At 62.2% G+C, this 25,808-nt stretch carries 25 protein-coding genes; 19 read left to right on the plus strand and 6 right to left on the minus strand.

Annotation, left to right across the window (positions count from 1 at the left end):
- The first annotated feature begins 150 nt into the window (after positions 1-150).
- The 6 genes from C0V73_RS13225 to C0V73_RS13250 all read left to right on the plus strand — a co-directional run bounded on the left by C0V73_RS13225 (position 151) and on the right by C0V73_RS13250 (position 6,624).
- Entirely contained in the window at positions 151-909 is a 759-nt protein-coding gene (locus C0V73_RS13225) for a GntR family transcriptional regulator (protein WP_136560649.1), read from the plus strand.
- A gap of 257 nt (positions 910-1,166) precedes the next feature.
- Complete coding sequence (gene rutA, locus C0V73_RS13230) at positions 1,167-2,249, plus strand: pyrimidine utilization protein A (protein ID WP_102020474.1); 1,083 nt, start codon at positions 1,167-1,169, stop codon at positions 2,247-2,249.
- A 1-nt stretch (position 2,250) separates the two neighbouring features.
- Complete coding sequence (locus C0V73_RS13235) at positions 2,251-3,810, plus strand: amidase (RefSeq protein WP_210200165.1); 1,560 nt, start codon at positions 2,251-2,253, stop codon at positions 3,808-3,810.
- On the plus strand, positions 3,807-5,114 hold the full coding sequence (locus tag C0V73_RS13240) for an amidase (RefSeq protein ID WP_102020476.1): 1,308 nt from the start codon (positions 3,807-3,809) through the stop codon (positions 5,112-5,114). Before C0V73_RS13235 ends, C0V73_RS13240 begins: the two co-directional genes overlap by 4 nt.
- 16 nt (positions 5,115-5,130) lie before the next feature.
- The gene (locus C0V73_RS13245; RefSeq protein ID WP_102020477.1) at positions 5,131-5,997 is read left to right on the plus strand and encodes an isocitrate lyase/PEP mutase family protein; all 867 of its coding nucleotides are present in this window, start codon (positions 5,131-5,133) and stop codon (positions 5,995-5,997) included.
- 3 nt (positions 5,998-6,000) lie between these two features.
- The gene (locus C0V73_RS13250; protein WP_102020478.1) at positions 6,001-6,624 is read left to right on the plus strand and encodes an isochorismatase family protein; all 624 of its coding nucleotides are present in this window, start codon (positions 6,001-6,003) and stop codon (positions 6,622-6,624) included.
- A 147-nt stretch (positions 6,625-6,771) separates the two neighbouring features.
- Here the strand turns inward: C0V73_RS13250 and C0V73_RS13255 are convergent, their stop codons facing one another.
- Positions 6,772-8,115 carry an MFS transporter gene (locus C0V73_RS13255; RefSeq protein ID WP_102020479.1) on the minus strand — a complete coding sequence of 448 codons (1,344 nt, stop codon included), beginning with the start codon at positions 8,113-8,115 and terminating at the stop codon, positions 6,772-6,774.
- A 239-nt stretch (positions 8,116-8,354) separates the two neighbouring features.
- Here C0V73_RS13255 and cyoA point away from each other — a divergent pair, with 239 nt between their 5' ends.
- Genes cyoA through C0V73_RS13280 form a run of 5 tightly spaced genes read left to right on the plus strand, consistent with a single transcriptional unit; the run spans position 8,355 to position 13,325 of the window.
- A complete protein-coding gene (gene cyoA / locus C0V73_RS13260) occupies positions 8,355-9,560 on the plus strand; it encodes a ubiquinol oxidase subunit II (RefSeq protein WP_102020480.1) in 1,206 nt (401 codons plus the stop codon).
- 12 nt (positions 9,561-9,572) lie between these two features.
- A complete protein-coding gene (gene cyoB / locus C0V73_RS13265; protein WP_102020481.1) occupies positions 9,573-11,576 on the plus strand; it encodes a cytochrome o ubiquinol oxidase subunit I in 2,004 nt (667 codons plus the stop codon).
- A 5-nt stretch (positions 11,577-11,581) separates the two neighbouring features.
- Positions 11,582-12,202, plus strand: a complete 621-nt coding sequence (cyoC, locus tag C0V73_RS13270; RefSeq protein ID WP_102020482.1) for a cytochrome o ubiquinol oxidase subunit III — start codon at positions 11,582-11,584, stop codon at positions 12,200-12,202.
- Positions 12,202-12,606: a cytochrome o ubiquinol oxidase subunit IV gene (gene cyoD, locus C0V73_RS13275; protein WP_102020483.1), complete on the plus strand. Its 405-nt coding sequence runs from the start codon at positions 12,202-12,204 to the stop codon at positions 12,604-12,606. The genes cyoC and cyoD overlap by 1 nt, the downstream gene beginning before the upstream one ends.
- A gap of 14 nt (positions 12,607-12,620) precedes the next feature.
- A complete protein-coding gene (locus tag C0V73_RS13280) occupies positions 12,621-13,325 on the plus strand; it encodes an SURF1 family protein (protein WP_102020484.1) in 705 nt (234 codons plus the stop codon).
- A gap of 15 nt (positions 13,326-13,340) precedes the next feature.
- On the opposite strand, the gene C0V73_RS13285 is transcribed toward C0V73_RS13280, so the two are convergent.
- A complete protein-coding gene (locus tag C0V73_RS13285; protein WP_102020485.1) occupies positions 13,341-14,249 on the minus strand; it encodes a LysR family transcriptional regulator in 909 nt (302 codons plus the stop codon).
- A gap of 171 nt (positions 14,250-14,420) precedes the next feature.
- Here C0V73_RS13285 and C0V73_RS13290 point away from each other — a divergent pair, with 171 nt between their 5' ends.
- The 8 genes from C0V73_RS13290 to C0V73_RS13325 are packed head-to-tail and all read left to right on the plus strand — an operon-like array spanning position 14,421 to position 21,826.
- A complete protein-coding gene (locus tag C0V73_RS13290; protein WP_102020486.1) occupies positions 14,421-15,545 on the plus strand; it encodes a BMP family ABC transporter substrate-binding protein in 1,125 nt (374 codons plus the stop codon).
- 21 nt (positions 15,546-15,566) lie between these two features.
- Positions 15,567-16,682, plus strand: a complete 1,116-nt coding sequence (locus C0V73_RS13295; protein WP_102020487.1) for an ABC transporter permease — start codon at positions 15,567-15,569, stop codon at positions 16,680-16,682.
- Positions 16,679-17,599: an ABC transporter permease gene (locus tag C0V73_RS13300; protein WP_102020488.1), complete on the plus strand. Its 921-nt coding sequence runs from the start codon at positions 16,679-16,681 to the stop codon at positions 17,597-17,599. The genes C0V73_RS13295 and C0V73_RS13300 overlap by 4 nt, the downstream gene beginning before the upstream one ends.
- A gap of 11 nt (positions 17,600-17,610) precedes the next feature.
- A complete protein-coding gene (locus C0V73_RS13305; RefSeq protein WP_102020489.1) occupies positions 17,611-18,627 on the plus strand; it encodes a formamidase in 1,017 nt (338 codons plus the stop codon).
- Positions 18,624-19,301: an isochorismatase family cysteine hydrolase gene (locus C0V73_RS13310; RefSeq protein WP_102020490.1), complete on the plus strand. Its 678-nt coding sequence runs from the start codon at positions 18,624-18,626 to the stop codon at positions 19,299-19,301. The genes C0V73_RS13305 and C0V73_RS13310 overlap by 4 nt, the downstream gene beginning before the upstream one ends.
- On the plus strand, positions 19,298-20,836 hold the full coding sequence (locus tag C0V73_RS13315) for an ABC transporter ATP-binding protein (protein WP_102020491.1): 1,539 nt from the start codon (positions 19,298-19,300) through the stop codon (positions 20,834-20,836). Before C0V73_RS13310 ends, C0V73_RS13315 begins: the two co-directional genes overlap by 4 nt.
- Positions 20,836-21,501 carry a cysteine hydrolase gene (locus C0V73_RS13320; RefSeq protein ID WP_102020492.1) on the plus strand — a complete coding sequence of 222 codons (666 nt, stop codon included), beginning with the start codon at positions 20,836-20,838 and terminating at the stop codon, positions 21,499-21,501. Before C0V73_RS13315 ends, C0V73_RS13320 begins: the two co-directional genes overlap by 1 nt.
- Positions 21,494-21,826, plus strand: coding sequence for a cupin domain-containing protein (locus tag C0V73_RS13325; RefSeq protein WP_102020493.1), 333 nt, complete (start codon positions 21,494-21,496; stop codon positions 21,824-21,826). Before C0V73_RS13320 ends, C0V73_RS13325 begins: the two co-directional genes overlap by 8 nt.
- Positions 21,827-21,856: 30 nt before the next feature.
- Here C0V73_RS13325 and hutC read toward each other — a convergent pair whose 3' ends face one another.
- The 4 genes from hutC to hutG form a co-directional block, all read right to left on the minus strand.
- The gene (gene hutC, locus C0V73_RS13330) at positions 21,857-22,594 is read right to left on the minus strand and encodes a histidine utilization repressor (protein ID WP_102020494.1); all 738 of its coding nucleotides are present in this window, start codon (positions 22,592-22,594) and stop codon (positions 21,857-21,859) included.
- A 91-nt stretch (positions 22,595-22,685) separates the two neighbouring features.
- Positions 22,686-23,303 (minus strand): HutD family protein, encoded by a 618-nt coding sequence (locus C0V73_RS13335; protein ID WP_102020495.1) that lies wholly within the window; start codon positions 23,301-23,303, stop codon positions 22,686-22,688.
- A gap of 17 nt (positions 23,304-23,320) precedes the next feature.
- Positions 23,321-24,994, minus strand: coding sequence for a urocanate hydratase (gene hutU / locus C0V73_RS13340; RefSeq protein WP_102020496.1), 1,674 nt, complete (start codon positions 24,992-24,994; stop codon positions 23,321-23,323).
- Between the two features lie 12 nt (positions 24,995-25,006).
- Complete coding sequence (hutG, locus tag C0V73_RS13345; RefSeq protein WP_102020497.1) at positions 25,007-25,807, minus strand: N-formylglutamate deformylase; 801 nt, start codon at positions 25,805-25,807, stop codon at positions 25,007-25,009.
- Position 25,808 lies beyond the last annotated feature (1 nt).

Raw genomic sequence — 25,808 nt, forward strand, 5'->3', positions numbered from 1 at the left:
ATATGTACGTACTAATTGATTTGGTGAAGGATCGCAAGCCGGTGCTGCGGCCTGCTTCGATCTCCCGAATTCCATTTGCCTTTTGCCGGGAAAGGAGGTTGAAACTCTGGCACGAGGAACTCGGCGTTGCGCCGATGGGGATGGTTGAGCTTGGATCAGAAGCGCATGGACTGGAAGCCGGAAGTGGACACCGCGCCGCTCTACCTGCAGGTCGCCCATCATCTAGAGAGCCGGATCAGCGACGGCGAGTTTCCGGTCGGATCGCTTCTGCCCACGGAAAACGAGATCGCAGCCGCTCTCGGCGTTAGCCGCCAGACCGTGCGTCAGGCGATAGCAACGCTTCGCAACAAGGGGCGCCTTTCCGCCCGCAAGGGCGTGGGCACGCGCGTTGAGGCGGGGTTCGATCCGGAGAAGAAGCGCTTCATCGCCCATTCGCGTTCGGAGCTGTTCGAGATCGCCGCCGAAACGGAATTCGTGATCGATACCAAGGAAGAGATCTCCGCCCAGGGTAAGCTTGCCGTCGAGCTCGGCTGCCGGCCCGGGCGCAAGTTCTTCCACATGGCCGGTATCCGGTATCCCGGCAATCGCAGCCGCCCGTTCTCGTGGAATGAGGTCTATGTCGACGCCAAGCTGGCTGCTGCCGTGAAGGACATCACGGTCGCCCGCAGCGCCATCTTTCACTATATCGAGCAGTACACGGGGGAGAAGATCCAGGAAATCCAGCAGGACATCCGCCCGATGATCCTCGACGCCGAGATTGCCGCCAAGCTCGATGTCAAGGCAGGCGATCTGGCGCTGGTCGTCACTCGACGCTACTTCGGCTCCGGCCGCCGCCTGCTGGAATACGCCTTCCAGGTGCTTCCGGCAGAGCGCTTCACCTTCACCACGACGCTTCGCGCCGAAGGCTGAGCCTCCCCTTTTCTCATCATGGATCCATGGCCGCCAGCAGCGCTCTGGGGCGCTGCTGGCGTTTCCGCGTCCTGTTTTGCCTACAGATCGTCCGTTTGAACGGTTGCTCGGCAACTCCGCCCTGCGCGCGATTCCGGCGAATGATCGAAAAATATGCAGGCCTAAAGATCAGGCATTTTTGGCTGGACAGCCTCAAAAATTTTTGCATTAGTTCGTACATACTGCTTGCGTGTAGGTCATACTAAAAGGGGAACCACATGGATATCGGTGTCTTCATTCCTATCGGAAACAACGGCTGGCTGATCTCGACAGCGTCGCCGCAATACATGCCGAGCTTCGAGCTCAACAAGCAGATCGTCCAGAAAGCGGAAAGCTACGGCCTCGACTTCGCCCTCTCGATGATCAAGCTGCGCGGCTTCGGCGGCAAGGCCGAATTCTGGGACTATAACCTCGAGAGCTTTACGCTGATGGCGAGCCTCGCCGCCGTCACCGAGCGTATCAAGCTGTTTGCGTCCACGGCTGTTCTCACCCTGCCGCCGGCAATCGTCGCGCGCATGGCGACCACCATCGACAACGTTGCGCCCGGTCGTTTCGGTGTGAATATCGTGTCCGGCTGGCAGATGGCGGAATACGACCAGATGGGCATCTGGCCCGGCGACGACTATTTCGGCTACCGCTACGATTATTCGACCGAATACGTGCACATCATGAAGGAGCTCTGGGCGAACGGCAGCTGCAGCTTCGACGGCAAGCACTTCACCATGAAGGACTGCATGATGAAGCCGATGCCGGCGAACAAGATCGAGATCGTCGCGGCGGGCCAGAGCCCGCGCGGCATGGAGTTCGCCGCCGAATATGCGGACTACAACTTCGTCATGGGCTCCGGCATCAACACGCCGACCGCCTATGCCCCCAACAACCAGAAGCTCCTCGATGCGGCCGCGAAGTCAGGCCGTGACGTGGGCGCCTATGTGCTCTTCATGGTGATCGCCGACGAGACGGACGAGCTGGCCGAGGCGAAGTGGCAGAAGTATCGCGAGGGTGCGGATGTCGACGCGCTGGCCTGGATGGCCGACCAGGGCAGCAAGGATGCGACGGCGGATGCCAACTCCACCGCCAAACACATCAACCTCCCCGAGGGTGCCGTCAACTTCAACATGGGCACGCTTGTCGGCTCCTACGCGAAGGTCGCCCGCATGCTCGACGAGGCTGGCGACGTTCCGGGAACGAAGGGCATCATGCTGACCTTCGACGACTTCCTTGTCGGCCTCGATCAGTTCGGCGAGCGCATCCAGCCCTTGATGGCAAGCCGCACGCCCAAGCAGATCGCGGCGGAATGACGTGACGGCGGCTCGGCCTGCACCGACAGACGATCCTCGCTCGGAGGCGGGGATCCAGTTTGATCCGATGACGCTCGCCGATCCGACAAGGGTCGACCGCGTTCATCGCGATGTCCTGGCACCTAAAGTCGATGCCGCATCGGTGACACCGCCGCTGTCCTCAGCGCCGCTAAACGAGCCGGCGGTCGTGGCAGGCGTGACGGAGGTGCTCTCGGCTTATGCCAGTGGCAGCTTGCGTCCGTCAGATCTTTTGTCGCAACTCAAGGCCCGCACAAACGCCACCCGGACGGGAGGGGAAGCGGTTCTTCGCTTCGTGCCCGGTGCGGAAGAGGCGGCGCGTGAGAGCGATCGACGTTTCGTGGAGGGGCGGGCACGGCCTCTGGAAGGCATTCCTTTCGGGGTGAAGGACATCATTGACGTCGCCGGTGCCGTGGTCACATCAGGCTCGCACTTCACCGGGGACCGCGTGGCGCCGGTCGACGCGCCTGTCGTGGCAGCCTTGCGATCAGCCGGTGCCATTCCCTTCGCCATGACAGCCACGACAGAGTTTGCGACCGGTTCCCCGCACAATCCGCGCTTCGGCACGGTCACCAATCCCTATGACCGCAGCCGCTGGACGGGTGGGTCCTCGACCGGTTCCGGCGCGGCGCTGGCGGCCCGGCTCATGCCGCTTGCACTCGGCACGGATACGGGAGGGTCGATCCGCGTCCCCTCCTGCTGGTGTGGAACGACGGGGCTCAAGCCCAGCCGCGAATTGGTCTCCCGCCAGGGGGTAGCACCGCTGTCCTGGACGCTCGATCATATCGGCCCGATGGCGCGATCCGCAGAGGATATCGCCCGGGTTTTGCCGTTTATGGCGGGTGACCGGGGAGCGCATCTCGCAGGCGAAGTTGCAGCACTTTTGCAGGCAGGTTCCGTCCAAGGCCTGAGGATCGGCTTCCCCGTAAACTGGTTCATCGAAAAGGTTGACCAACACGTGCTCGCCAATTGGCAGGCGGCCCTGCGGCAGTTCGAGGCCCTCGGCTGTCACCTGGTGCCGCTTCCGCGAATCGACGTCGAGCCTCTGCATGAAGCCGGTTGGGTCATCCTTCAGAGCGAGCTGGCGAGCCTTCACGCTGCACGCCTTGATCGCGCCGAGCTTTTCGATCCGGGCCTTCTGCATCGTCTGAAGAACGGGTTAGGCTACTCTGCCCGTGACTATGGTGAAGCGCTGCAGCGCCGGAGCGAGGCGCTGCAGGTATTCCTGACCGCCATGCGCGACATTGATGCGGTGATCACGCCGGGTCTCGGTGGCGAAGCCGGCCATCTCGATGATCTCACCGTCGATATTGATGGCGAACGCCAGCCCTTCCAGACAGTCATTTCGCGCAACACCATGATCTTCGATGTCACGGGACTGCCGGCGCTCATGCTGCCTTCGGGCGTCGGTTCGACAGGCTTGCCAACCGGCATTCAGATCGTCGGTCACCCCGGGGCAGATGCGCTCTGCCTGACGTTGGGCCGGGCGTTTCAACAGGTGACCGATTTCAATCGGATGATGCCGCCAGAGGATGCCGTATGACATCACATGCCCCCATCACCCCGGATCTCACAGCGCTTACGGCAACCGAGGCCCTCTCCCTGATGGCGGACGGGCGTTTGACGTCGCGCGCCCTAGTTGCCGCCTGCCTCGACCGGATCCGTCAACGGGATGGCGAGGTCAGGGCCTGGCTCGCACTCAGCGAAACGGCACTGGAGCAGGCCGATCGCTGCGATGCCGTCCCGGAGGCCGAGCGCGGCAGGCTTCACGGCCTGCCGATCGGGGTGAAGGATGTCTTCGAGACATCAGACCTTCCGACCACCCACAACTCGCCACTCTACCAGAGCTTCCAGCCCGCAGCCGATGCTGCGGTGGTCGACCTGCTGCGCAGCGAAGGCGCGATCATTCTTGGCAAGACCGATACGACGGAGTTCGCCGCCGCTGGTCGGGACGCTCAGACAGCCAACCCGCATGATCTCGCCCATACCCCAGGCGGCTCGTCCGCCGGCTCTGCAGCCGCTGTCGCCGACTGGCATGTGCCCTTGACGCTGTCGACCCAGACGGGTGGCTCGACCATCCGCCCCGCCTCCTTCTGCGGCATCGTCGGCTTCAAGCCGAGCTATGGCCGGGTAAGCCGCGAGGGGGTGAAAATCTATGCGCAGAGCTTCGACACCGTCGGCTGGTACGGCCGTTCGGTGGATGATGTGGCGCTGCTGGCATCTGTGCTCGGGCTCGATGAGGCGCTGCATTTGACAGACCGGCCAGGTAAACTCAGGATCGCAATCACGTCCGGGCCTTATCGCGACCGCCTGGCGTCCGAGAGCCTCACGGCTCTCGACCTTTCGAAACAGCGGCTCGAAACGCATGGCCATTCGGCGCAGTCCATCGAACTGCCAGCCGAGTTTGAGGCTCTGGACAGGCACCACCGCGTGATCCTGCATAGGGAAGGGCAGGCGTCCTTCCGCAATCTGGCGCGACGCCATGGGGCAGCCCTTCACGATGATTTCCACCATCGTGTCGAAAATCGCGATGGCTCCAGCCTCCTGGACCTCGCAAAGGCCTATGATGCCATGGCGATGGGACGCATCGCCTTCGATGCGCTGATGCAGGACTTCGACCTCCTGATCGCCCCGAGTGCCCCTGGTTTTGCACCGCCCGGACGTCGCCCGGGGGATCCCGTCTTCAATGCCTCCTGGACCCTTCTCGGCGTCCCCTGTCTCAACATCCCGGTGCCGCTCGGCCATCCCTCGCTGCCGATAGGTGTGACGCTGATTGCAGCGCGTTCCGCCGACCATCATCTGCTCGATGCCGCTCGGCGCCTCGAACCTGTTCTCAATCCGAAATGAAAGCAGCAGACGACACATGCCCGATCCCACTTTGAAGAAGCGGCTCACCGACGGCGAATTTATTCTGGCTCCCGGGATCTACGACATGATCTCGGCTCTCACCGCGGACCAGATGGGTTTCAAGGCGCTCTATGTCACGGGATATGGAACGGTTGCCTCTACCCTCGGCATCCCGGATGCAGGCATTGCGACCTATCGCGACATGATCGAGCGCATCGCGCAGATGGTGAAGCTCACCCGCACACCGATCATTGCCGATGCGGATACCGGCTATGGAGGACTGCTCAATGTTCGCCACACCGTTCGCGGCTATGAAGATGCCGGCGTCTCGGCCATCCAGCTTGAAGACCAGGAATTCCCGAAGAAGTGCGGCCACACGCCCAATCGGCGCGTGGTGCTCATGGCCGATATGGTCAAGAAGATAGAAGTGGCAGTCGACAGCCGGCGCAGCGATGATTTCCTGATCATCGCCCGCACCGATGCCCGCACGAGCCTCGGTCTCGACGAGGCGATCCGCAGAGCGAAAGCCTATGCAGCGGCAGGCGCCGACGTGCTCTTCGTCGAGTCGCCAGAGAGTACCGAAGAAGTGAAGGCAATCGCCGATGCCATAGACCGCCCGCTGCTCACCAACATGGTCAATGGCGGCCGCACCCCGCTTTTGCCGGCATCGGATCTGCAGGCGCTTGGCTACAGGATTGCCATCTATCCGGCCCTCGGCTTCCTCGCCCATGGCCATGCGGTACGCCATGCCTATCAGGACCTGCTCGACAACGGCATCACCACCGATGCCGTCCCGCTCTATCCATTCAAGGACTTCAACAGCCTGCTCGGCTTCGAGGACGTGTGGGCCTTCGAGAAAAAATTTGCCGAAACCGAGGACTGAGCCATGACCGACGATCTCGCCGCCAATTATGCCAAGGCCTATGACAACCGGATCGGCTTCGGCAAAAAGCCGGCTCTGATCCTGGTAGATTTCGTGCAGGCCTATTTCGAGCCGGAGAGCCCGCTTTATGCCGGCGTCGATGAGGCACTCGCCAGCGCGCTCCGCATTCGCGAAAAGGCGCGTGAAAAGGGGCTTCCCGTCATTCTCACCGGCGTGGTGCTGCATCCCACCGGTCTGGATGGTGGCCGCTTCTTCCAGAAGGCGAAACCGCTCGCCTGTTTCACGGCGGGAAACCCGCTCGGAGGATGGCCCAAAGGTCTTGAGCCGTTCCCGGACGAGTTTGTCGTCTCAAAGCAGTATCCGAGTGCCTTCTTCGGCACTTCGCTCGCGCCGCTTCTAACCTCCATGGGCGTGGACAATGTCATCCTTACAGGGCTGACGACCAGTGGCTGCGTGCGAGCCAGCTGTGTCGACGCGATGTCGCATGGCTTCATCACGACGGTGGTGCGGGATGCCTGCGGCGATCGGCACACAGCGCCGCACGAGGCAAACCTTTTCGATATGAACGCCAAATATGCTGACGTCGTCTCGGAAGCGGAAATCCTCGATTTCATTGGAAAGCTCTGAACGTCCGCGACATCAGGCGGGTCGGCCTCAAGAGCTGCAAAAACCGGCCAGCTGAGGATTAATCTACGAGCACGTAGGGCCCAAACGAAAAGGCCCGGAGTTGGTAACTCCGGGCCCATCATCAGAGAAGCAGCAATCTATGCTTTCTCAGACATCCTGCTCTTGGGCCTTCGGCCGCAGCGAGATCTGCCTGACAAGAGCAAGTGAGATCAAGCTGCAGACGGCACCAGAGAGAAGGTAGAGCCCGGCTGCAAAGAGGCCGAACCAGGTCGATAGCAGAAGCGCCGACAGCGGTGCGAACCCGGCGCCGAACATCCAGGCGAGCGCCGAGACGACGGCAGAGGCCGTATAGCGGTTGCGGCGGTCGAAAAGCGATGCCACCGCGCCGGACGACTGGGCAAAGTTGAAGCCGAGCACGAGGAAGCCGACCATCATGTAGATGGTGACACCCGGAAGGTCACCATTCAGAAGCAGAGGCGCCGTCAACGCGAAGACACCGATCGCCCAGGCGCCCCAGATGAGGATCTTCTCGCGGCCGATCTTGTCCGAAAGCCAGCCGGAGAACAGCATGGCGAGAACGCCGAGGCCTGCACCCGCGGCTTCGATCAAGAGGAAGGTGCCGGGCGCTTCATCCGTGTAGAGGAAGATCCAGGACAGCGGGAAGACCGTGACCATGTGAAACATCGCAAAGCTTGCGAGCGGCACGAAGACGCCGAGCAGCACGGTCCGCCCGTCCTGCGACATCGTGGCGCGCAGTCCGGTGGGGGTCAGTTCGTTCGTCTCGAACAGCTCTTTGAACTCGGGCGTATCGACGATGCGAAGCCGCGCAAAGAGTGCCACGACATTGATCGCGAAGGCGACGAAGAACGGATAGCGCCAGCCCCAATCGAGGAAGTCAGCGGCGGAAAGCGTCATGACGAGATAAGCAAAGAGCACTGCGGCAACGGCGAGACCGACCACAGCACCGAGCTGCGGGATCATGGCGTAGAAGCCGCGCTTGTCCTTGGATGCGGTGATTGCCAGAAGCGGCGCCAGACCATCCCAGGTACCGCCGAGTGCCAGGCCCTGACCGATGCGCAAGATCGCCAGCATGGCAATCGACCACCAGCCGGCCGTTTCGTAAGAGGGTACGAGACCCATGGCGACGGTCGAGGTTCCCAAGAGGAAAAGCGCCACTGTCAGCTTGGTTACGCGGCCATGCCGGCGGTCGAGCAGGGTGAACAGCACGGTTCCGAGCGGACGCGCGACGAACGCGAGCGCCACGAGCACGAAGGACCAGAGCGTACCGGTCAGCGGATCGAGGAACGGGAAAATGCGCGCCGGAAAAACGATCACGGACGCGATGGCGAAAACGAAGAAGTCGAAGAACTCCGACGTGCGCCCGATGACGACGCCGACGGCGATATCCGAGGGGGAGACGTGATGATCGTCTTCGGAGGTTGTGCGGCCGTTCTGTGCGGCGGGGGATGCAGAGCCGGTCATGCTCGCCATAACGCGTGATCACTTTCTTGTCTGAACAGGGCGGATCCGAACGGGGGAAATACAGTCCGCGCCTTAGTCTAACATGCTGCAAAGCGATGCCGCAGACACGCCCAAATTGACAGGTGACAAATTGTCGTATGTGCTGCACCGCAAAACCCGACTAACTAACTCGGCGAATATCAATGGTCGTCGAGTAGTGTTTCGGGGGGACCCCTGCTCAGTGACCCGTCAGTGTATCAGGGTACGAGATGCAGAAGCTTCGCCTCCCGAAATTGTTCACCGCCATCATGGCGGTCCTCTTCCTGTCCGCCTGCAAGGCGGAAGTCCTCGCGCCAACGGGTGACATCGCCGCACAGCAGCGCGACCTCTTGGTGATCTCAACTTTGCTGATGCTGATCATCATTATCCCCGTGATGGTGCTGACCTGCTGGTTTGCCTGGCACTACCGGGCGGCCAACAAGGAAGCGATCTACAAGCCGAACTGGTCTCACTCCACCAAGCTGGAGCTGATCATCTGGGCGATCCCTCTCATGATCATCATCTGCCTGGGTGCGCTGACCTGGGTCGGAACCCATCTCCTCGATCCCTACCGTCCGTTGGCGCGGGTCTCCGAAGAGCAGCCGCTCGATCCGCAGCAGGAGCCGCTGGATGTGCAGGTCGTAGCTCTCGACTGGAAGTGGCTCTTCATCTACCCGCAATATGGCGTCGCCACCGTAAATGAGCTTCCGGTTCCGACCGATCGTCCGATCCGCTTCTCGTTGACCTCGTCGTCGGTCATGAACGCCTTCTACATTCCGCATATGGCCGGCATGATCTACGCCATGCCCGGCATGCAGACGACACTGCACGGGGTCTTCAACGAGGAAGGCACCTTCCAGGGACTGGCTTCGCATTACTCGGGTGCCGGTTTCTCTGGCATGCGCTTCAAGGCGAACGCAACCGACGCAGCAGCCTTCGAGGCCTGGGTCGAAGAAGCACGCTCTGGCAGCGTAAAGCTCGACCGCGCCAAGTATCTGGAACTCGAGCGCCCCAGTGAAAACGTCAAGCCGGAGGTCTTCGCCAGCATCGATCCGCAGCTCTTCCCGCGCGTCGTCAACATGTGCGTCGAAGAGGGCAAGATCTGCATGGCAGAAATGATGGCGCTCGACGCCCAGGGCGGCACAGGTCTCGCCGGCACGGTCAACATGAGCGCTCTCATCTACGACAAGCACGAACGCCGGGGCACGCGCGAGCCGGTCTTCGGTTGGGAACCCTTCAAGGTTCTGGGCTTCTGCTCGGTCGAGGAACTGGAGCAGATGCTGGCCGCAAAGCCCGCCTCCTTCAACGACAAGCCCGTCGTCTCGGGTCCCCTTATGGGACACAACATGCAGCAGCCGGCATCGCCCTTCGGCGGTGAGGCCGAACGCTTCCTCACGCTCGTTCGGCAGGCAGCCGGCAATGCGCCGCAACTCTGACAGGAATTCGGTATGGCTACGATAGACCATTCCACCACGTTTCTTCTCGGTCGCCTCAACTGGAGTGCGATCCCGACGGATCCGATTGTTCTGGCGACTTTCGCAGTCGTCGTGGTCGGCGGCGCCGCTACGGTCGGCGCGCTCACCTATTATCGCCTCTGGGGATACCTCTGGCGCGAATGGCTGACCTCCGTCGATCACAAGAAGATCGGCATCATGTACATCATCCTGGCGTTGATCATGCTGGTGCGCGGCTTCGCCGACGCCATCATGATGCGCCTGCAGCAGGTGCTCGCCTTCAACGGGTCTGAAGGCTATCTGAATGCCCATCACTACGACCAGATCTTCACGGCCCATGGCGTGATCATGATCTTCTTCGTGGCGATGCCCTTCGTCACGGGTCTGATGAACTATGTCGTGCCGCTGCAGATCGGCGCGCGTGACGTCTCCTTCCCCTTCCTCAACAATTTCTCCTTCTGGATGACCGTCGGCGGCGCAGTCCTGATCATGGCCTCGCTCTTCGTCGGCGAATTTGCCCAGACAGGCTGGCTCGCCTTCCCGCCGCTCTCGGGTATCGGATACAGTCCCTGGGTCGGGGTCGATTATTACATCTGGGGTCTGCAGATTGCCGGGGTCGGAACGACGCTTTCAGGCATCAACCTGCTCGTCACCATTGTGAAGATGCGGGCACCGGGCATGACCCTGATGCGCATGCCGGTCTTCACCTGGACAGCACTCTGCACCAACATCCTCATCGTCGCTTCCTTCCCGGTGCTGACGATGACGCTGATTCTTCTGACGCTTGATCGCTACGTGGGAACGAACTTCTTCACGAACGATCTCGGCGGCAACCCGATGATGTACATCAACCTCATCTGGATCTGGGGTCACCCGGAAGTCTACATCCTGATCCTGCCCCTCTTCGGCGTCTTTTCGGAGATTACGTCCACGTTCTCCGGCAAGCGGCTCTTCGGCTACAGCTCGATGGTCTACGCCACCGTCTGCATCACGATCCTGAGCTATATCGTCTGGCTGCACCACTTCTTCACGATGGGTTCCGGTGCTTCGGTGAACGCCTTCTTCGGCATCACCACCATGATCATCTCCGTGCCCACGGGGGCCAAGATCTTCAACTGGCTCTTCACCATGTACAAGGGGCGGGTGCGCTTTGACCTGCCGATGATGTGGACGGTCGCCTTCATGCTGACCTTCACCATCGGCGGCATGACGGGCGTCCTCCTCGCCGTCCCGCCGGCAGACTTCGTCCTGCACAACTCGCTCTTCCTGGTGGCGCACTTCCACAACGTCATCATCGGCGGCGTGCTGTTCGGCTGCTTTGCCGCAATCGCCTACTGGTGGCCCAAGGCCTTCGGCTTCCAGCTCAACGTCTTCTGGGGCAAGGTCTCCTTCTGGAGCTGGGTCAGCGGCTTCTGGCTCGCCTTCATGCCGCTCTATGTGCTCGGCCTGATGGGTGTCACCCGCCGCATGCGCGTCTTCGATGATCCGGATCTCCGGATCTGGTTCATCCTGGCAGCCCTTGGCGCACTGTTGATTGCTGTCGGCATCGCCGCCTTCTTCATCCAGATTGCAGTCTCGATCTGGAACCGCAAGGACAACATGGACGTGACCGGCGACCCCTGGGATGGCCGGACACTGGAATGGGCGACCTCGTCTCCCCCGCCGTCCTACAACTTCGCCTTCACGCCCGTCGTCCATGATCTCGACGCCTGGCATGACATGAAGCAGGTCGGGCAGAAGCGCCCGAAAGCGCCATACATCCCGATCCATATGCCGCGTTACACCGGCACGGGTGTCGTCATTTCGGCCTTGGCCACACTCTGCGGCTTTGCGCTGGTCTGGTACATCTGGTGGCTGGCGGCTGTGTCCTTCGTGGCGATAATCGGCGTCGCGATTGCCCACACCTTCAACTACGACCGGGACTACTACGTCCCTGTCGATGAGGTCGAGCGCGTCGAAAAGGCCCGTGATCGCGAACTCGCAAGCGTGGGAGCGTGACGACCATGAGCACCATCACCAAATCCGACGCACCTGCCGTCTATTGGGAAACAGAACCGCACCATCATCCGGAAGGCGCGTCCACGCGGCTCGGCTTCTGGATCTACCTGATGAGCGACTGCCTGATGTTCGCGGTCCTCTTCGCGGTCTTTGGGGTTGTCGGCCAGAGCTACGCGGCAGGCCCAGGCCCCAAGGCGCTGTTCGACCTGAATCTGATCGCGATCAACACCGGCTTCCTTCTGGTATCCTCGATCACCTTCGGCTTTGCCATGCTCGCCATGTACGAAGGTCGACAGGCCCGCATGCAGGCCTGGCTTGCGGTCACCCTTCTGCTCGGCCTCGCCTTCCTGGCGCTCGAAATCTACGAATTCCATCACCTGATCGAGCTTGGCGCCGGTCCACAGCGGTCTGCCTTCCTCTCGGCCTTCTTCGCTCTGGTCGGCACCCACGGCCTGCACGTGCTGTTCGGCTGCATCTGGCTCGTCACGCTGATGGTCCAGGTCAATCGGAAGGGCCTGATTCCGGCGAACACCAGACGCATGGAATGCCTGAGCATGTTCTGGCACTTCCTCGATGTGATCTGGATCGGTGTCTTCACCTTCGTTTACCTTCTGGGGATGATCTAATGTCCAAACCTTCCATTCAGCCCCATGGCCACCACGAACAGGGCCACGGCCACGACACCAGTGGCCACGACCACGGCAGCTATCGCTCCTATCTCACCGGCTTCGTGCTGGCGGCGATCCTGACGATCATTCCCTTCGCCATCGTCATGAGCGGCGGCTTCGACAGCCGTGTGCTGACGGCGGTGACGGTGATCGGCTTCGCCGTCGTCCAGATCCTCGTGCACATGGTCTATTTCCTGCACATGAACACCCGGTCTGACGAAGGCTGGACCATGCTGTCGATGATCTTCACCATCATCGTGGTGGTCATCATGATCGCCGGATCCGTTTGGGTCATGTACAACCTGAACACCAACATGATGCCATCGATGGACCACGAGAGCTTCCAGGGCTTCGGCTCCTGACAGGACAGAAGGGCATGACGCGAGCGCGCAGACCGTGGTGGCTCATCGGGCTGGGCGTGCTTGCGGTCAGCCTGCTCGTGGGCCTCGGAGTCTGGCAGCTCCAACGCCTGCAGTGGAAGACGGCGCTGATCGAACGTGTCGAAGCGGGGCTTGTGGCTCCGCCGTCCGCTGCTCCCGGACCCGATCTTTGGACGGGCGTCACATTTGACACGGCGGAATATCGCCGTGTCGAAGTGCGAGGGCAGTATCTTCCCTCTGACGATACCCTCGTGAAGGCAGTCACATCTAGAGGCTCAGGTTTCTGGGTCATGTCGCCCTTCGAGGCGGATGACGGCTGGCGCCTTTTCGTCAATCGCGGCTTCGTGCCAGATGACCAGACCTCGGCCGCTGACAGACCGAAACCTGAGGGTGAGCAAACGGTCACAGGCCTCCTGCGCCTCACCCAGCCGGGTGGCGCCTTTCTCCGGGATAACGACCCCACGGCTAGCAGATGGTTCTCCCGTGACACAGTCGCCATGGCTGAAGCCATTGGGCTGCGAGAGGTCGCGCCCTATTTCATAGATGCTGATGCGTCCGGCGATGGCCTCCCCATCGGCGGGCTCACGGTGGTCTCCTTCCCCAATAAACATTTTGGCTATGCCATGACCTGGTTCGGCCTGGCTGCCGTCTTCGCCTATCTACTCTATCGCGCAACGCGCCCGGACGCCGTCGAACGCTAGGTTTCGGCTACCCCGTCACGACACTTCGTATCGGCTGGCAAGTGCCGTCGAGAGCTGGGCCGCAAAGCGGGCCGCCGCGACCGGAAGCGTCCGGCCGCGCAACTGTCCCATATAGAGCACGCCTGCCGGCACATCCCGCTTGTCGAGCGGCCGCGTGATCATCTCTCCCGTCATCGTATGGTCCGAAAGCCCGATCGGGATCTGGAAAGTGATGATGTTCTCTGCGACCGCATGATTGCGCAGGAACTCGAAACTGTCCGATTCGATCACCGGCTCGAGCCGATAGGATGATTTCTGCGCCGCCATGTCCATGAGGTGCCGGACGCCGAAGGGGACCGTCGGGAGGGAATAGGGATAGGCCAGACAGTCGCTCAACCGGATGGTGTCCTTGGCTGCCAGAGGATGATGCGGCGCCATCACCACATGCACCGGCTGATGCACCCGGATCAGCGTCATGAAATCGGCCATCCTGACCGGCTCGAAGACGATCGCCAGATCCGCCGAGTGATCCACCAGCGACTGCTCCGCGGCCTGCCGATCGCGCAGATGCACACCGAAGGTAACCGCCGGATGGTCCTTGCGATAGTGCGCGATCTGATGCGGCAGGAAATAGGGCAGGAGCGCCTGGCTGCAGGCGATCGACACATGACCGCGGCGAACCCCTGAAAGGTCGGCGATCTGCGAGCGCACCCGTTCCATGTCGGAGATCTGGTTGCGGATGTGATGGATCAGGATCTCGCCCGCACTCGATAATCGAACTCCATGCGGCAGCCGCTCAAAGACCGGCACGCCCAACTCCTCCTCCAGCGCCAGAATACGCCGATTGAGCGCCGTGGAGGTGATTGCCAGCGATTCCGCGGCCCCGCGGATGGAGCCGGCTTTGGCGACAGCATCGATGTACCGAAGCGAAGTCAGATGCCGCATGTGAGATCTCCTGTGGTGATGCAAAATTTGCAGCAGCTCGCGCAAAACTTAGCACAAGACAGAAGCGGCGCCATATGGGTTACTCAAAGGTGAACGCGGAGCGCCATAGAAAATCAGGGGAACCAGCGCCCGCCCGAGCTTCACTGTTCATCCTGATCTGGGAGATCCTTCATGAGCCAGTTTCTTATGCCGAGCCGCCGCCAGTTTTTGCGCCAGTCAGCCGGTCTCGCCGGTCTGGCTGCTGCCAGCAGCGTGCTTCCCTTCGACATCGCACGCGCCGCAGGCCTGACCGTCGGCTTCATCTATGTCGGCCCGAAGGATGACTTCGGCTACAATCAGGCCCATGCCGAAGGCGCTGCCGCGATCAAGGCAATCGAGGGCGTGACCGTGGTCGAAGAAGAACAGGTACCGGAAACGGTCGACGTCCAGAAGACCATGGAGAGCATGATCAACTTCGACGGCGCAACACTGCTCTTCCCGACCTCCTTCGGCTATTTCGACCCCCATATCCTGACCATGGCGCCGAAATATCCCGATGTCCGCTTCGAGCATTGCGGCGGTCTCTGGACCCCGGGCAAACCGGCCAATACCGGTTCCTATTTCGGCTATATCGGCATGGGCCAGTATCTGAACGGCATCGTTGCCGGTCACATGACCAAGACCAAGAAGATCGGCTTCGTCGCCGCAAAGCCCATTCCGCAGGTCCTGCTCAACATCAACTCCTTCCTGCTCGGCGCCCGCGCCGTCGATCCGACGATCACCTGCCAGGTCATCTTCACCGGTGAATGGTCGCTCGCCGTCAAGGAAGCGGAAGCCACGAACGCACTCGCCGACCAGGGCGTCGACGTCGTCACCTGCCATGTCGACGGCCCGAAGGTGGTCATGGAAACCGGCGCCGGCCGCGGCATGTTCCTCTGCGGCTACCACGCCAACCAGAGCCCTTTGGCGCCTGAGAAATATCTTACCGGTGCCGAGTGGAACTGGTCCAAGGTCTATACCGACATGGTCAACACGACCCTTTCGGGCGGCACCATCGACAACTTCGTCCGCGGCGGCCTTGCCGAAGGCTTCGTCAAGATGAGTCCCCTCGGACCGGCCGTCACCGAACCGGCACGCAAGCAGTTCGACGCGACGCTTGCCGAAATCATGAAGGGCGGCTTCTCGGTCATCAAGGGACCGCTGAAGGACAACAAGGGCAATGTCATCGCCACCGAAGGCCAGGCTTTCGCCGAGACCGACGTTGCGCTCGAAAGCATGGGCTACCTCGTCGAGGGTGTCGTCGGATCGACCTCTTAAAGCATCCGGGAGGGGCATGCCATGAGCGCACCGGCGGATCTCGCAAGCCAGCAGGGCCTGGCCAGACGCAGTGTCTCGCTCGAGACGATCCTGCGCTGGCTCGACCCGCTCTTCCTGCCACTGGCAGCGCTGCTCGCCGGCATGCTCCTCTTTGCCGTTTTTCTGCTCCTGATCGGCACCTCGCCGATCGAGTTCTACACCCTCGTCTACAAGGCGGGCTTTGGCACCTCCTTTTCCTGGACCAACACGCTCGCCCGCGCGGCACCGCTTCTTCTCGCCGCCCTCTGCGTCGCCCTGCCGGCCCGGCTGGGCCTCGTGGTGATCGGCGGAGAGGGGGCGATCGTGCTCGGCGGTGTCGGTGCCGGTGCGGTCGCCATGCTGGCGCCTGGCATGCCGGGTCCGGTCGGGATCCTCGCCATGATGATCGCGGGTGCGCTCGTCGGTGCCATCTGGATCGGCGGCATCGGGGCTCTCAGGCATTTCCGCGGGGTCAACGAGACGATCTCCAGCCTGCTGCTCGCCTATATCGCAATCGCGCTCATGAACCATCTGGTCGAAGGACCGCTGCGTGATCCAGCCAGCCTCAACAAACCCTCCACGGCACCCCTGCCGGAACTCTATCGGATCGGCGAAATCCCCGGCATCGGTGTGCACTGGGGCCTCGCGGCCGGCATCATCGCCTGCATCCTCTGCTGGGTGCTGATCGAAAAGACGACCTTCGGATTTGCGGCCCGCATCGTCGGCGGCAACATCCGGGCAGCCCAGGTCCAGGGCCTGCCAGCCGGCCTGCTGATGATCGGCTTTACAGCGCTCGGCGGCTCTCTCGCTGGCCTCGCCGGTGCCTTCGAAGTGGCGGCCGTCCATGGCTCGGCCAATGCCTCGCTCGCCGGCGGTTATGGCTATACCGGCATCCTCATCGCCTTCCTCGCCCGTCACAACTGCCTGGCGATCATCCCGGCCACCCTGCTCTTTGCCGGCTTCGAGGCGTCCAGTGGCCTCGTTCAGCGCAGGCTCGACCTGCCGGATGCGACCATCGTGGTCTTCCAGGGCATGATCTTCATCGCCATCCTCCTGTCCGACGCGTTCCGTGATCGCATCACGCTGGATGGCCCCCTGCAGAAGGGGAAGCGCGCATGACGGATATCGGTCTCTGGGGCATGCCCCTTGCCATCCTCGGCGGCGCCATCCGTGTCTCCACCCCCTTCATCTTCGTCAGCATCGGTGAATGCCTGACGGAACGCTCCGGCCGCATCAATCTCGGCCTCGAAGGCACGCTCGTCTTCGGCGCGATGAGCGGCTATGCCGTCGCTTATCATACCGGCTCCGCCTGGGCGGGTACGCTCGCGGCGGCCGTCTGCGGTCTTCTCTTCGGCCTCCTGCACGGCTGGATCTGCAAGTTTCCCAAGGTCAACGACATCGCGATCGGCATCGCCCTGATGATCTTCGGCTCGGGCCTCGCCTTCTTCTTCGGCAAGCCCTACGTCCAGCCTGTCGCGCCTGATCTGCCGTCGATCCCGCTCGGTTTCTGGTCGGATATCCCGCAGGTCCAGGCGGCCCTTAACGTCAACGTCCTCTTCCTCGTCGGCATTGCGCTCGCATTCCTCGCCGCCTGGGTTTTGAAAAACACCCGCGTCGGCCTCACCATCCGGGTCGCGGGTGACAGTGCCGATGCCGCCCGTGCGCTCGGCATCAATGTCAACCGAGTGCGGCTCTGGTCGACTGCGGTCGGCGGTGCGCTGGCCGGTGTCGGCGGCGCCTATCTCTCGCTTTACTATCCCGGCAGCTGGAACGAAGGCATTTCCTCAGGCCAGGGCCTGATGGCGGTGGCGCTCGTCATCTTCGCTCGCTGGAACCCGGTCCATTGCCTCTATGCCTCGCTGCTCTTCGGCGGCGCGGGCGCGCTCGGGCCCGCGCTTCAATCGGTCGGCGTCACCCAGGGCTACTACCTCTTCTACGCCGCACCTTACGTGCTCACCCTTGGCCTCCTGATCGCGATCAGCTCGCGCACCCGGGCCATGGTGTCGGCACCCGGCGAACTCAGCATCACCAAATAGGAGCAGGATCCATGAACGGACTAGGCGGTCTCAACAAGTCGCCCGAGGGGGTGGTCATCGGCCTCGTGCAGCTGCAATTGCCGAACACGGTCACCCGGGCCGATCTCGCGGCCCAGACCGACAAGATTGTCGGCATGGTCGCCAAGGCGCGCCGCAACATCGCCGGCATGGATCTCGTCGTCTTCCCCGAATATGCCCTGCACGGCCTTTCGATGGATACGAACCCGGAGATCATGTGCCGGATGGATGGTCCCGAAGTCGCAGCCTTCAGAGAGGCCTGCCGCGACAACCGCATCTGGGGCTGCTTTTCGATCATGGAATACAATCCCGGCGGCAATCCGTGGAACACCGGTCTTGTTATCAACGACCAGGGCGAGATCAAACTCTATTACCGCAAGCTCCACCCCTGGGTGCCGGTCGAACCCTGGGAACCCGGCGATCTCGGTATCCCCGTCATCGAAGGCCCCAAAGGCTGCAAGCTCTCGCTGATCATCTGCCACGACGGCATGTTCCCGGAAATGGCACGTGAGGCAGCCTATAAGGGTGCCGAGATCATGCTGCGCACGGCAGGCTACACCGCCCCGATGCGCGAGGCCTGGCGCTTCACCAACCAGTCCAATTCTTTCTGCAATCTGATGGTCACCGCCAATGTCTGCATGTGCGGATCGGACGGCACTTTCGATTCCATGGGCGAGGGCATGATCGTCAATTTCGACGGCAGCATCATCGCCCATGGCACATCCGGTCGCCCGGACGAGATCATCACGGCGGAAGTCCGCCCCGATCTCGTGCGCGAGGCGCGGCGCGTCTGGGGCGTCGAAAACAACATCTACCAACTCGGTCATCGTGGCTTTTCGGCCGTTGCCGGCGGTGCGGGCGATTGCCCCTACACCTTCATGCAGGACCTGGTGGCCGGAGAGTACAAGCTCCCCTGGGAAGACGAGGTCCAGGTGACCGACGGCACATCCTGCGGCTTCCCGAAACCCGTGCGCCGCTACGGCGAGACCAACAAGGAGGCGGCGGAATGACGACCATTAAGGCAGATCCCTATCTCTGGCCCTATAACGGCGATCTCCGTCCTGAGAACACCGCGCTCATCATCATCGACATGCAGACTGATTTCTGTGGCGTCGGCGGTTATGTCGACAAGATGGGCTACGACCTCTCGCTCACCCGCGCGCCGATCGAACCGATCAAGAAGGTGCTCTCGGCCATGCGCGCCAAGGGCTACCACATCATCCACACCCGCGAGGGCCATCGCCCAGACCTTTCCGACCTGCCGCCGAACAAGCGCTGGCGCTCGCAGCAGATCGGCGCCGGCATCGGCGATGCCGGTCCTTGTGGCCGCATTCTCGTCCGCGGCGAACCGGGCTGGGAAATCATCGACGAACTGGCGCCGCTGCCGGGCGAAGCGATCATCGACAAGCCGGGCAAGGGCTCCTTCTGCGCCACCGATCTCGAACTGATCCTGCGCACGCGTGGCATCGAAAACATCGTGCTGACCGGCATCACCACCGATGTCTGCGTGCACACGACAATGCGCGAGGCCAATGACCGCGGCTTCGAATGCGTCATCCTCGAGGACTGCTGCGGCGCCACCGACCCCGGCAACCATGCCGCCGCCATCAAGATGGTCAAGATGCAGGGTGGCGTCTTTGGCTCCGTGTCGGACAGCGAAAAGCTTGTGGACGCTCTGCCATGAGGGTCCCGGCGCAAGAATTCAAAGCACCCGATCACGCCATGTCGGTGGAAACCGTCGGCATGACCATGCGCTTCGGCAGCTTCACGGCGCTCAACGACGTCTCGATGCGTGTCGCCGCCGGCTCCTTCCATGTGCTGCTCGGCGAAAACGGTGCCGGAAAGTCGACCCTCGTCAAATGCATGATGGGCTTTTACAAGCCGACCTCGGGCCAGATGATGGTCGAGGGCCTTGAGGTCGAGATCCCCGACCCCCGTGCCGCCCATGATCTCGGGCTCGGCATGGTCTACCAGCATTTCACGCTCGTTCCATCGCTCACCGCAGCCGAAAACCTCGTCATCAGCCGGGCGGACGCACCGGCGCTGATCGACTGGAAGAAGGAGCGTCAGGCGCTCTCCGCCTTCATGGACCGAATGCCCTTCTCCGTGCCGCTCGACATCCCCGTCGGCCGGCTCGCCGCCGGTGAAAAGCAGAAGCTGGAACTCCTGAAGCAGCTTTATCTCGGCCGCCGTTTCCTGATCCTCGACGAGCCCACCTCTGTGCTGACACCGGCGGAAGCCGACGAATTGCTCGGCATGGTCCGGGGTTTGACGAGTGCCGGCGAACTCACCTGCCTGATGATCAGCCACAAATTCCGCGAAGTGACGGCCTTTGCCGACGAAGTCTCGGTCCTGAGACGCGGCGAATATGTCGGCGGCGGCAAGGTCTCCGATCTCACGACTTCCGACATGGCGGCGATGATGATCGGTGAAAAGGAGCTGGTGAAGCCGGCCGCCCGCGTCGCCTACCAAGGCGTGCCTGTCCTCTCCGTCTCCGGCGTCAGGGCCCCGGATCGCTCCGGCCTGAAGACCGTCGACATCGCCGATCTCACCGTGAAATCCGGCGAGATCGTCGGCATTGCCGGTATCTCCGGCAATGGCCAGATGGAGCTGATGGAGATCCTGACCGGCCAGCGGCCGCTGGAAAAGGGCGAGATCCGCGTGAAGGCGGAGCCCTATCACGCGCGGCGCGGCGAAGCCCGCAAACTCAATGTCCGCTATCTGCCCGAGGAGCCATTGAAGAATGCCTGCGCGCCGCGCATGACGGTGGCCGAGAACATCTTCTTCCGCGACTTTGACTTCACTTCAGGTCGCGCGCAGTTCTGGCTCGATGGCAGCCGCATGCTCGAACAGGCGGGCCATCTGGTCGGCGAATACAAGGTGAAGACGGCCTCGCTCCAGTCTCCGATCGCCTCGCTCTCCGGCGGCAATGTGCAGCGCGCGGTTCTCGCCCGCGAACTGACCGGCGACGTCGATCTCCTCATCATCACCAATCCCTGCTTCGGCCTCGATTTCTCGGCCGTTGCCGAAATCCGTGCCCGTATCATGGCCGCAAGAAATGCAGGCGCCGCTGTTCTGCTGATCTCTGAAGATCTCGACGAAATCCTGGAGCTTTCCGACCGGATCCTCGTGATGTCGGACGGGCATATCGCGTATGAGACTCCCGCCGCTAACGCCGATATCGGCGAGATCGGCCGGCACATGGCAGGACATCACTGATGGCAATCATCAAGGCGCGTCCCTTCGACTTCGACCTCGATCGGGACCATGCGGCCCTCATCATCATCGACATGCAGCGCGACTTCGTCGAGCCCGGCGGTTTCGGCGAAACACTGGGCAACAAGGTTGCCCTTCTGCAGGCAATCATTCCGGCGACGGCAAGGCTGCTCGCCGCCTTCCGCGCTGCCGGACTGCCTGTCATCCACACGCGCGAATGCCATCGTCCGGACCTGTCCGATTGCCCACCCGCCAAGCGCGAGCGTGGCAAGCCCTCTCTGCGCATCGGCGATCCCGGTCCGATGGGTCGCATCCTCATCTCCGGCGAACCCGGTGCCGACATCGTTCCGGAACTCTATCCGATGGAGGGCGAGATCGAGCTCGACAAACCCGGCAAGGGCGCCTTCTACGCGACGCCCCTCGGAGAGATCCTGGCCGATCGGAAGATCCGTCAGCTGGTCTTCGCCGGCGTCACCACCGAAGTCTGCGTCCAGACCACCATGCGCGAGGCCAATGATCGCGGCTTCGAATGCCTGCTCGCGACCGATGCCACAGAGAGCTACTTCCCCGAATTCAAACAGGCAGCCATCGACATGATCACCGCGCAAGGAGCGATCGTCGGATGGGCGGCGACCGTCGATCAGATCGTGGAGGCGCTCGATGTCTGAAGCCTTGAGTTTCCCGGATTTCCTGCGCGGTGGCTGGCAGCACTGCCAGTTCGAATACTTCCGTGAGGGTGTCGAGATCTGCCGTCTGGTGACGGGCGAGCCCGAACTGGCACTGCTGCGCTACGCCCCGGGCGCCTCCGTGCCCAGGCATCTACATGTAGGGCTCGAAACGATCCTGGTGCTGGAAGGATCTCAAAGCGATGAATTCGGCCACTATCCCAAGGGATCGCTGATCGCCAATCCTGAAGGGACAACGCATTCCGTCTCGTCGGAGGAGGGCTGCGTCGTGCTCATCCAGTGGACGAAGCCGGTCAAAATTCTCTAAATTCTATTGCCGGCTAATGTTCTTCGGAGTTCAGTAGGAACTCTCCAGGCTATAACGGCTGCCGGGATAGAGAAGCCGCACCGAGGTCACCAACCGGTCGCCTGACCATGTCCTTCGCCTGACCTGAAGGCAGGGTTCCGATTTGGCAATCGCCAGAAGCCGGCATTCCCAGGGTTGTGGGAGCACGGCCTCGACGAACTGCTCGGCGCGCGAGATCGGCGCGATGGAGCTCAGATAGGCGCTTGGCGTGATCGTGTGAAAATCGCGGTCGAGATAGTCGGGCGCGACTTCCGCGTTGACGAAACGGTCTTCGATTTGAATCGGAAGATCATCTTCCTTGTGCACGATCACCGAATGGAAGGCCGTTGTCCCGGCGGCAACCTCCAGCCGATCGGCAAGGTCGTGATCGCAGACTTCAGGCTGCTTCAGCACGAGCTCGGCCGAATGCAGCCCGCCCCGCTCCGCGATCTCGTCCGCAATGCTGCGAACATCCGCAACGTTGGCGCTGCGCTTCTTCGGCGCAACAAACGAGCCGCGCCCCTGGACGCGAATGATGACGCCTTCGCTTGCGAGCTCCCGCAGCGCCCGATGCGCCGTCATGCGGCTGACGCCCAGAAGCTCGACAAGCTCGTTCTCGGAAGGAATGCGATGATTGGTCGGCCACTCGCCGCGCTCGATCCGGGCCTTGATCTCGGATTTCATCTGCTCGTAGAGCGGCGTGTCCTGCCGTTCCTCGGGGAGTGCAAATCCTGGCTGCTCTTCGGACATGGTGGTCGACCCTGATGGTTGAGGAGCGTATCGGCGGCATTTGCCTCTGCCGGACCGCCTCAGCCGCTCCCTTTATCGGCAGAGGCCTTGTCTAGGCAACCTGTTCCGCATCCAGTGTCTCGGCAGACACGGCAGTCACTTCGATGATGTAGAGCATGCATCTTGAACTACGGGGCTCGACCGAAAGCTGAAGGGGCCCGTCGAGGCCCACAAGAACGTCACCGAGCCCCACATCCGATCGCAGGCTATCGATCGCGACAACGGCTTCATCTCGGAAGACGACAGCGACGGTATCGGCGGTTACCGAAAGCGTCTGTGCATCAGACACGACGATCTTCGTCATGCGATGAACGAAACGCCCGCGACGGCTCATCATGTTGAGGTCCAGCGTCTCCCCACCCAGACAATCCGCCTGAACCTCCGCATCGCCGGAAAAGGCGAAGGGAGACGAGCCGACGACAAGCGGCACCTCCCGCCTGCCATCGATCGTCAACTGCATGCCGTCCCCGTGGAGTACGGCAATGGTCCGGTCGATCCCAGCAAAGACCGAGAACGGACCGGATGCCCCAACAGTTGCAAGACTGATCCGCCAGTCGAACCCGCCGAACCCATCCGAAGCAGGCCTGGAGATCACCTCGCGGGTGATCCCCAGCCCGTTTTTCCAGGGCATCTTCAGGTGCTCGTCAAAGCGCTGGATGCGGAGGGACATGGGGCTGTCGGTCTCCCTCAATTGCCGAGAATGCCGGGCAGGCGCAGGCCCTTTTCCTTCGCGCAGTCGAGCGCGATGTCGTAGCCCGCATCGGCATGGCGCATCACGCCAGTCGCTGGGTCGTTCCACAGAACCCGCTCCAGTCGGCGGGCGGCATCGTCAGTGCCATCGGCGCAGATGACCATGCCGGAATGCTGGGAAAAGCCCATGCCGACACCGCCGCCGTGATGCAGCGAGACCCAGGTCGCGCCCGAGGCACAGTTCAAGAGCGCATTGAGAAGTGGCCAGTCCGACACGGCGTCCGAGCCGTCCTTCATCGCTTCCGTCTCGCGGTTCGGCGAGGCGACCGAGCCGGAATCGAGATGGTCACGGCCGATGACGACGGGCGCCTTGAGCTCGCCGTTGCGGACCATCTCGTTGAAGGCGAGACCCAGCTTGTGACGATCACCAAGACCGACCCAGCAGATGCGGGCAGGCAGGCCCTGGAAGGCAATGCGCTCGCGCGCCATGTCCAGCCAGTTGTGCAAATGTTTGTTGTCGGGAAGCAGCTCCTTCACCTTGGCATCCGTCTTGTAGATATCCTCCGGATCGCCGGACAGCGCCGCCCAGCGGAAGGGGCCAATGCCGCGGCAGAAGAGCGGGCGGATATAGGCCGGCACGAAGCCGGGGAAGGCAAAGGCATTCTCGAAGCCTTCTTCCTTGGCGACCTGGCGAATGTTGTTGCCATAGTCGAGCGTCGGAATGCCCATGTTCCAGAAGTCGACCATGGCCTGCACATGGGTCTTCATCGAGGCGCGGGCGGCAACTTCGACCGCCTTCGGATCGCTCTCCTGTTTCGCCCGCCATTCGGCAACCGTCCAGCCGAGCGGCAGATAGCCGTGGATCGGGTCATGGGCCGATGTCTGGTCGGTGACGATGTCGGGGCGCACGCCGCGGCGCACGAGTTCCGGAAAGATGTCGGCGGCATTGCCGACCAGGCCGACGGATTTGGCCTCACCCGCCTTGGTCCACTGGTCGATCAGGGCAAGCGCCTCGTCCAGCGTATGCGCCTTGGCGTCGACATAACGGGTGCGCAGGCGGAAATCGATGCGGGTCTCGTCGCATTCGACGGCAAGGCAGCAGGCGCCGGCCATGACAGCGGCGAGCGGCTGGGCGCCACCCATGCCGCCGAGACCACCGGTCAGGATCCACTTGCCCTTGAGATTGCCGTTGTAGTGCTGACGTCCCGCTTCCACAAAGGTCTCGTAGGTGCCCTGCACGATGCCCTGGGTGCCGATATAGATCCACGAGCCGGCGGTCATCTGGCCGTACATGGCCAGCCCCTTCTTATCCAGCTCGTTGAAGTGGTCCCAGGTCGCCCAGTGCGGCACGAGGTTGGAATTGGCGATCAGCACACGCGGCGCATCCTTATGTGTGCGGAACACGCCGACCGGCTTGCCCGACTGCACGATCAGCGTCTCTTCTTCGGTCAGCGTCTTCAGCGTCTCGACGATCCGGTCGAAATCCTCCCAGGTGCGCGCGGCGCGGCCGATGCCGCCATAAACGACCAGCTCGTGGGGTCGCTCGGCAACGTCAGGGTCGAGATTGTTCATCAGCATGCGCAGCGGTGCTTCCGTCATCCAGCTCTTGGCCGAGAGTTTGGTTCCGGTGGCGGCGCGGACGTCGCGGATATTGTGTCTGGGATTGCTCATGGTCCTCGCTCCTCAGCGTTTCAGTTCGAGCGCGATGGCTTCGATTGATGTCAAAATTTCCTTGAGATGCCGTCGCAGCGCCTCGGCCTTTCCGGCGTCATAGGCGAAGGGTGGTGCCTCGGTGGCGAGGTGCGTGACCTGCGCCAGTTCCATCTGGATGGCGTGCACGCCGGTCTCCGGCTGCCCGTAATGCCGGGTCGTCCAGCCGCCCTTGAAGCGCCCGTTGACCACAGAGGTATATCTCTCGGCCCGACCGGCGATCTCGGCGGCGGCTTTCTCGATCCTGGCATCGCAGGTGCGGCCCATGTCGGTGCCGATATTGAAGTCCGGCAGAGGTCCTTCGAAAAGAAATGGGATCAGCGAGCGGATCGAATGGCAGTCGTAAAGCACCGCCACGCCATGGATCGCCCTAACGCGCTCGATCTCGGCTTTCAGCGCCGCATGATAGGGAGCATGGAAGCCTGCCAGCCGCTCGGCAATGTCGTTGCTCGTTGGTTGCTCGCCGTTTTGCCAGATGGCGACCCCGTCGAAATCCGTGTCCGGAACGAGGCCGGTGGTGTTCTGCCCCGGATAAAGGCTCACCCCATCGGGATCCCGGTTCGCATCGATCACGTAGCGATGGAACGTCGCTCTGACCGTCGTCGCGTCCGGCAACAACCCGGCATAGAGCTCATGGATATGCCAGTCGGTATCGGCCAGTAGTCTGCCGTTGTCATTTAGGCGATCCCAGATCGCAGGCGGCACATCCGTGCCCGTATGCGGAAAGGCGAGAATGACAGGGGAGGTGCCTTGCTTGACTTCGAAGACGGCCATC

This window comes from Rhizobium sp. TH135, assembly GCF_002855515.1.
Lineage (GTDB): Bacteria > Pseudomonadota > Alphaproteobacteria > Rhizobiales > Rhizobiaceae > Allorhizobium.

Bases quoted from the DNA above. Each gene is read 5' to 3' on its own strand.
- rutA (WP_102020474.1), top strand. From the start codon at position 1,167: ATGGATATCGGTGTCTTCATTCCTATCGGAAACAACGGCTGGCTGATC.
- C0V73_RS13240 (WP_102020476.1), top strand. From the start codon at position 3,807: ATGACATCACATGCCCCCATCACCCCGGATCTCACAGCGCTTACGGCA.
- C0V73_RS13245 (WP_102020477.1), top strand. From the start codon at position 5,131: ATGCCCGATCCCACTTTGAAGAAGCGGCTCACCGACGGCGAATTTATT.
- C0V73_RS13250 (WP_102020478.1), top strand. From the start codon at position 6,001: ATGACCGACGATCTCGCCGCCAATTATGCCAAGGCCTATGACAACCGG.
- C0V73_RS13255 (WP_102020479.1), bottom strand. From the start codon at position 8,115: ATGGCGAGCATGACCGGCTCTGCATCCCCCGCCGCACAGAACGGCCGC.
- cyoA (WP_102020480.1), top strand. From the start codon at position 8,355: ATGCAGAAGCTTCGCCTCCCGAAATTGTTCACCGCCATCATGGCGGTC.
- cyoB (WP_102020481.1), top strand. From the start codon at position 9,573: ATGGCTACGATAGACCATTCCACCACGTTTCTTCTCGGTCGCCTCAAC.
- cyoC (WP_102020482.1), top strand. From the start codon at position 11,582: ATGAGCACCATCACCAAATCCGACGCACCTGCCGTCTATTGGGAAACA.
- cyoD (WP_102020483.1), top strand. From the start codon at position 12,202: ATGTCCAAACCTTCCATTCAGCCCCATGGCCACCACGAACAGGGCCAC.
- C0V73_RS13280 (WP_102020484.1), top strand. From the start codon at position 12,621: ATGACGCGAGCGCGCAGACCGTGGTGGCTCATCGGGCTGGGCGTGCTT.
- C0V73_RS13285 (WP_102020485.1), bottom strand. From the start codon at position 14,249: ATGCGGCATCTGACTTCGCTTCGGTACATCGATGCTGTCGCCAAAGCC.
- C0V73_RS13290 (WP_102020486.1), top strand. From the start codon at position 14,421: ATGAGCCAGTTTCTTATGCCGAGCCGCCGCCAGTTTTTGCGCCAGTCA.
- C0V73_RS13295 (WP_102020487.1), top strand. From the start codon at position 15,567: ATGAGCGCACCGGCGGATCTCGCAAGCCAGCAGGGCCTGGCCAGACGC.
- C0V73_RS13300 (WP_102020488.1), top strand. From the start codon at position 16,679: ATGACGGATATCGGTCTCTGGGGCATGCCCCTTGCCATCCTCGGCGGC.
- C0V73_RS13305 (WP_102020489.1), top strand. From the start codon at position 17,611: ATGAACGGACTAGGCGGTCTCAACAAGTCGCCCGAGGGGGTGGTCATC.
- C0V73_RS13310 (WP_102020490.1), top strand. From the start codon at position 18,624: ATGACGACCATTAAGGCAGATCCCTATCTCTGGCCCTATAACGGCGAT.
- C0V73_RS13315 (WP_102020491.1), top strand. From the start codon at position 19,298: ATGAGGGTCCCGGCGCAAGAATTCAAAGCACCCGATCACGCCATGTCG.
- C0V73_RS13320 (WP_102020492.1), top strand. From the start codon at position 20,836: ATGGCAATCATCAAGGCGCGTCCCTTCGACTTCGACCTCGATCGGGAC.
- C0V73_RS13325 (WP_102020493.1), top strand. From the start codon at position 21,494: ATGTCTGAAGCCTTGAGTTTCCCGGATTTCCTGCGCGGTGGCTGGCAG.
- hutC (WP_102020494.1), bottom strand. From the start codon at position 22,594: ATGTCCGAAGAGCAGCCAGGATTTGCACTCCCCGAGGAACGGCAGGAC.
- C0V73_RS13335 (WP_102020495.1), bottom strand. From the start codon at position 23,303: ATGTCCCTCCGCATCCAGCGCTTTGACGAGCACCTGAAGATGCCCTGG.
- hutU (WP_102020496.1), bottom strand. From the start codon at position 24,994: ATGAGCAATCCCAGACACAATATCCGCGACGTCCGCGCCGCCACCGGA.
- hutG (WP_102020497.1), bottom strand. From the start codon at position 25,807: ATGGCCGTCTTCGAAGTCAAGCAAGGCACCTCCCCTGTCATTCTCGCC.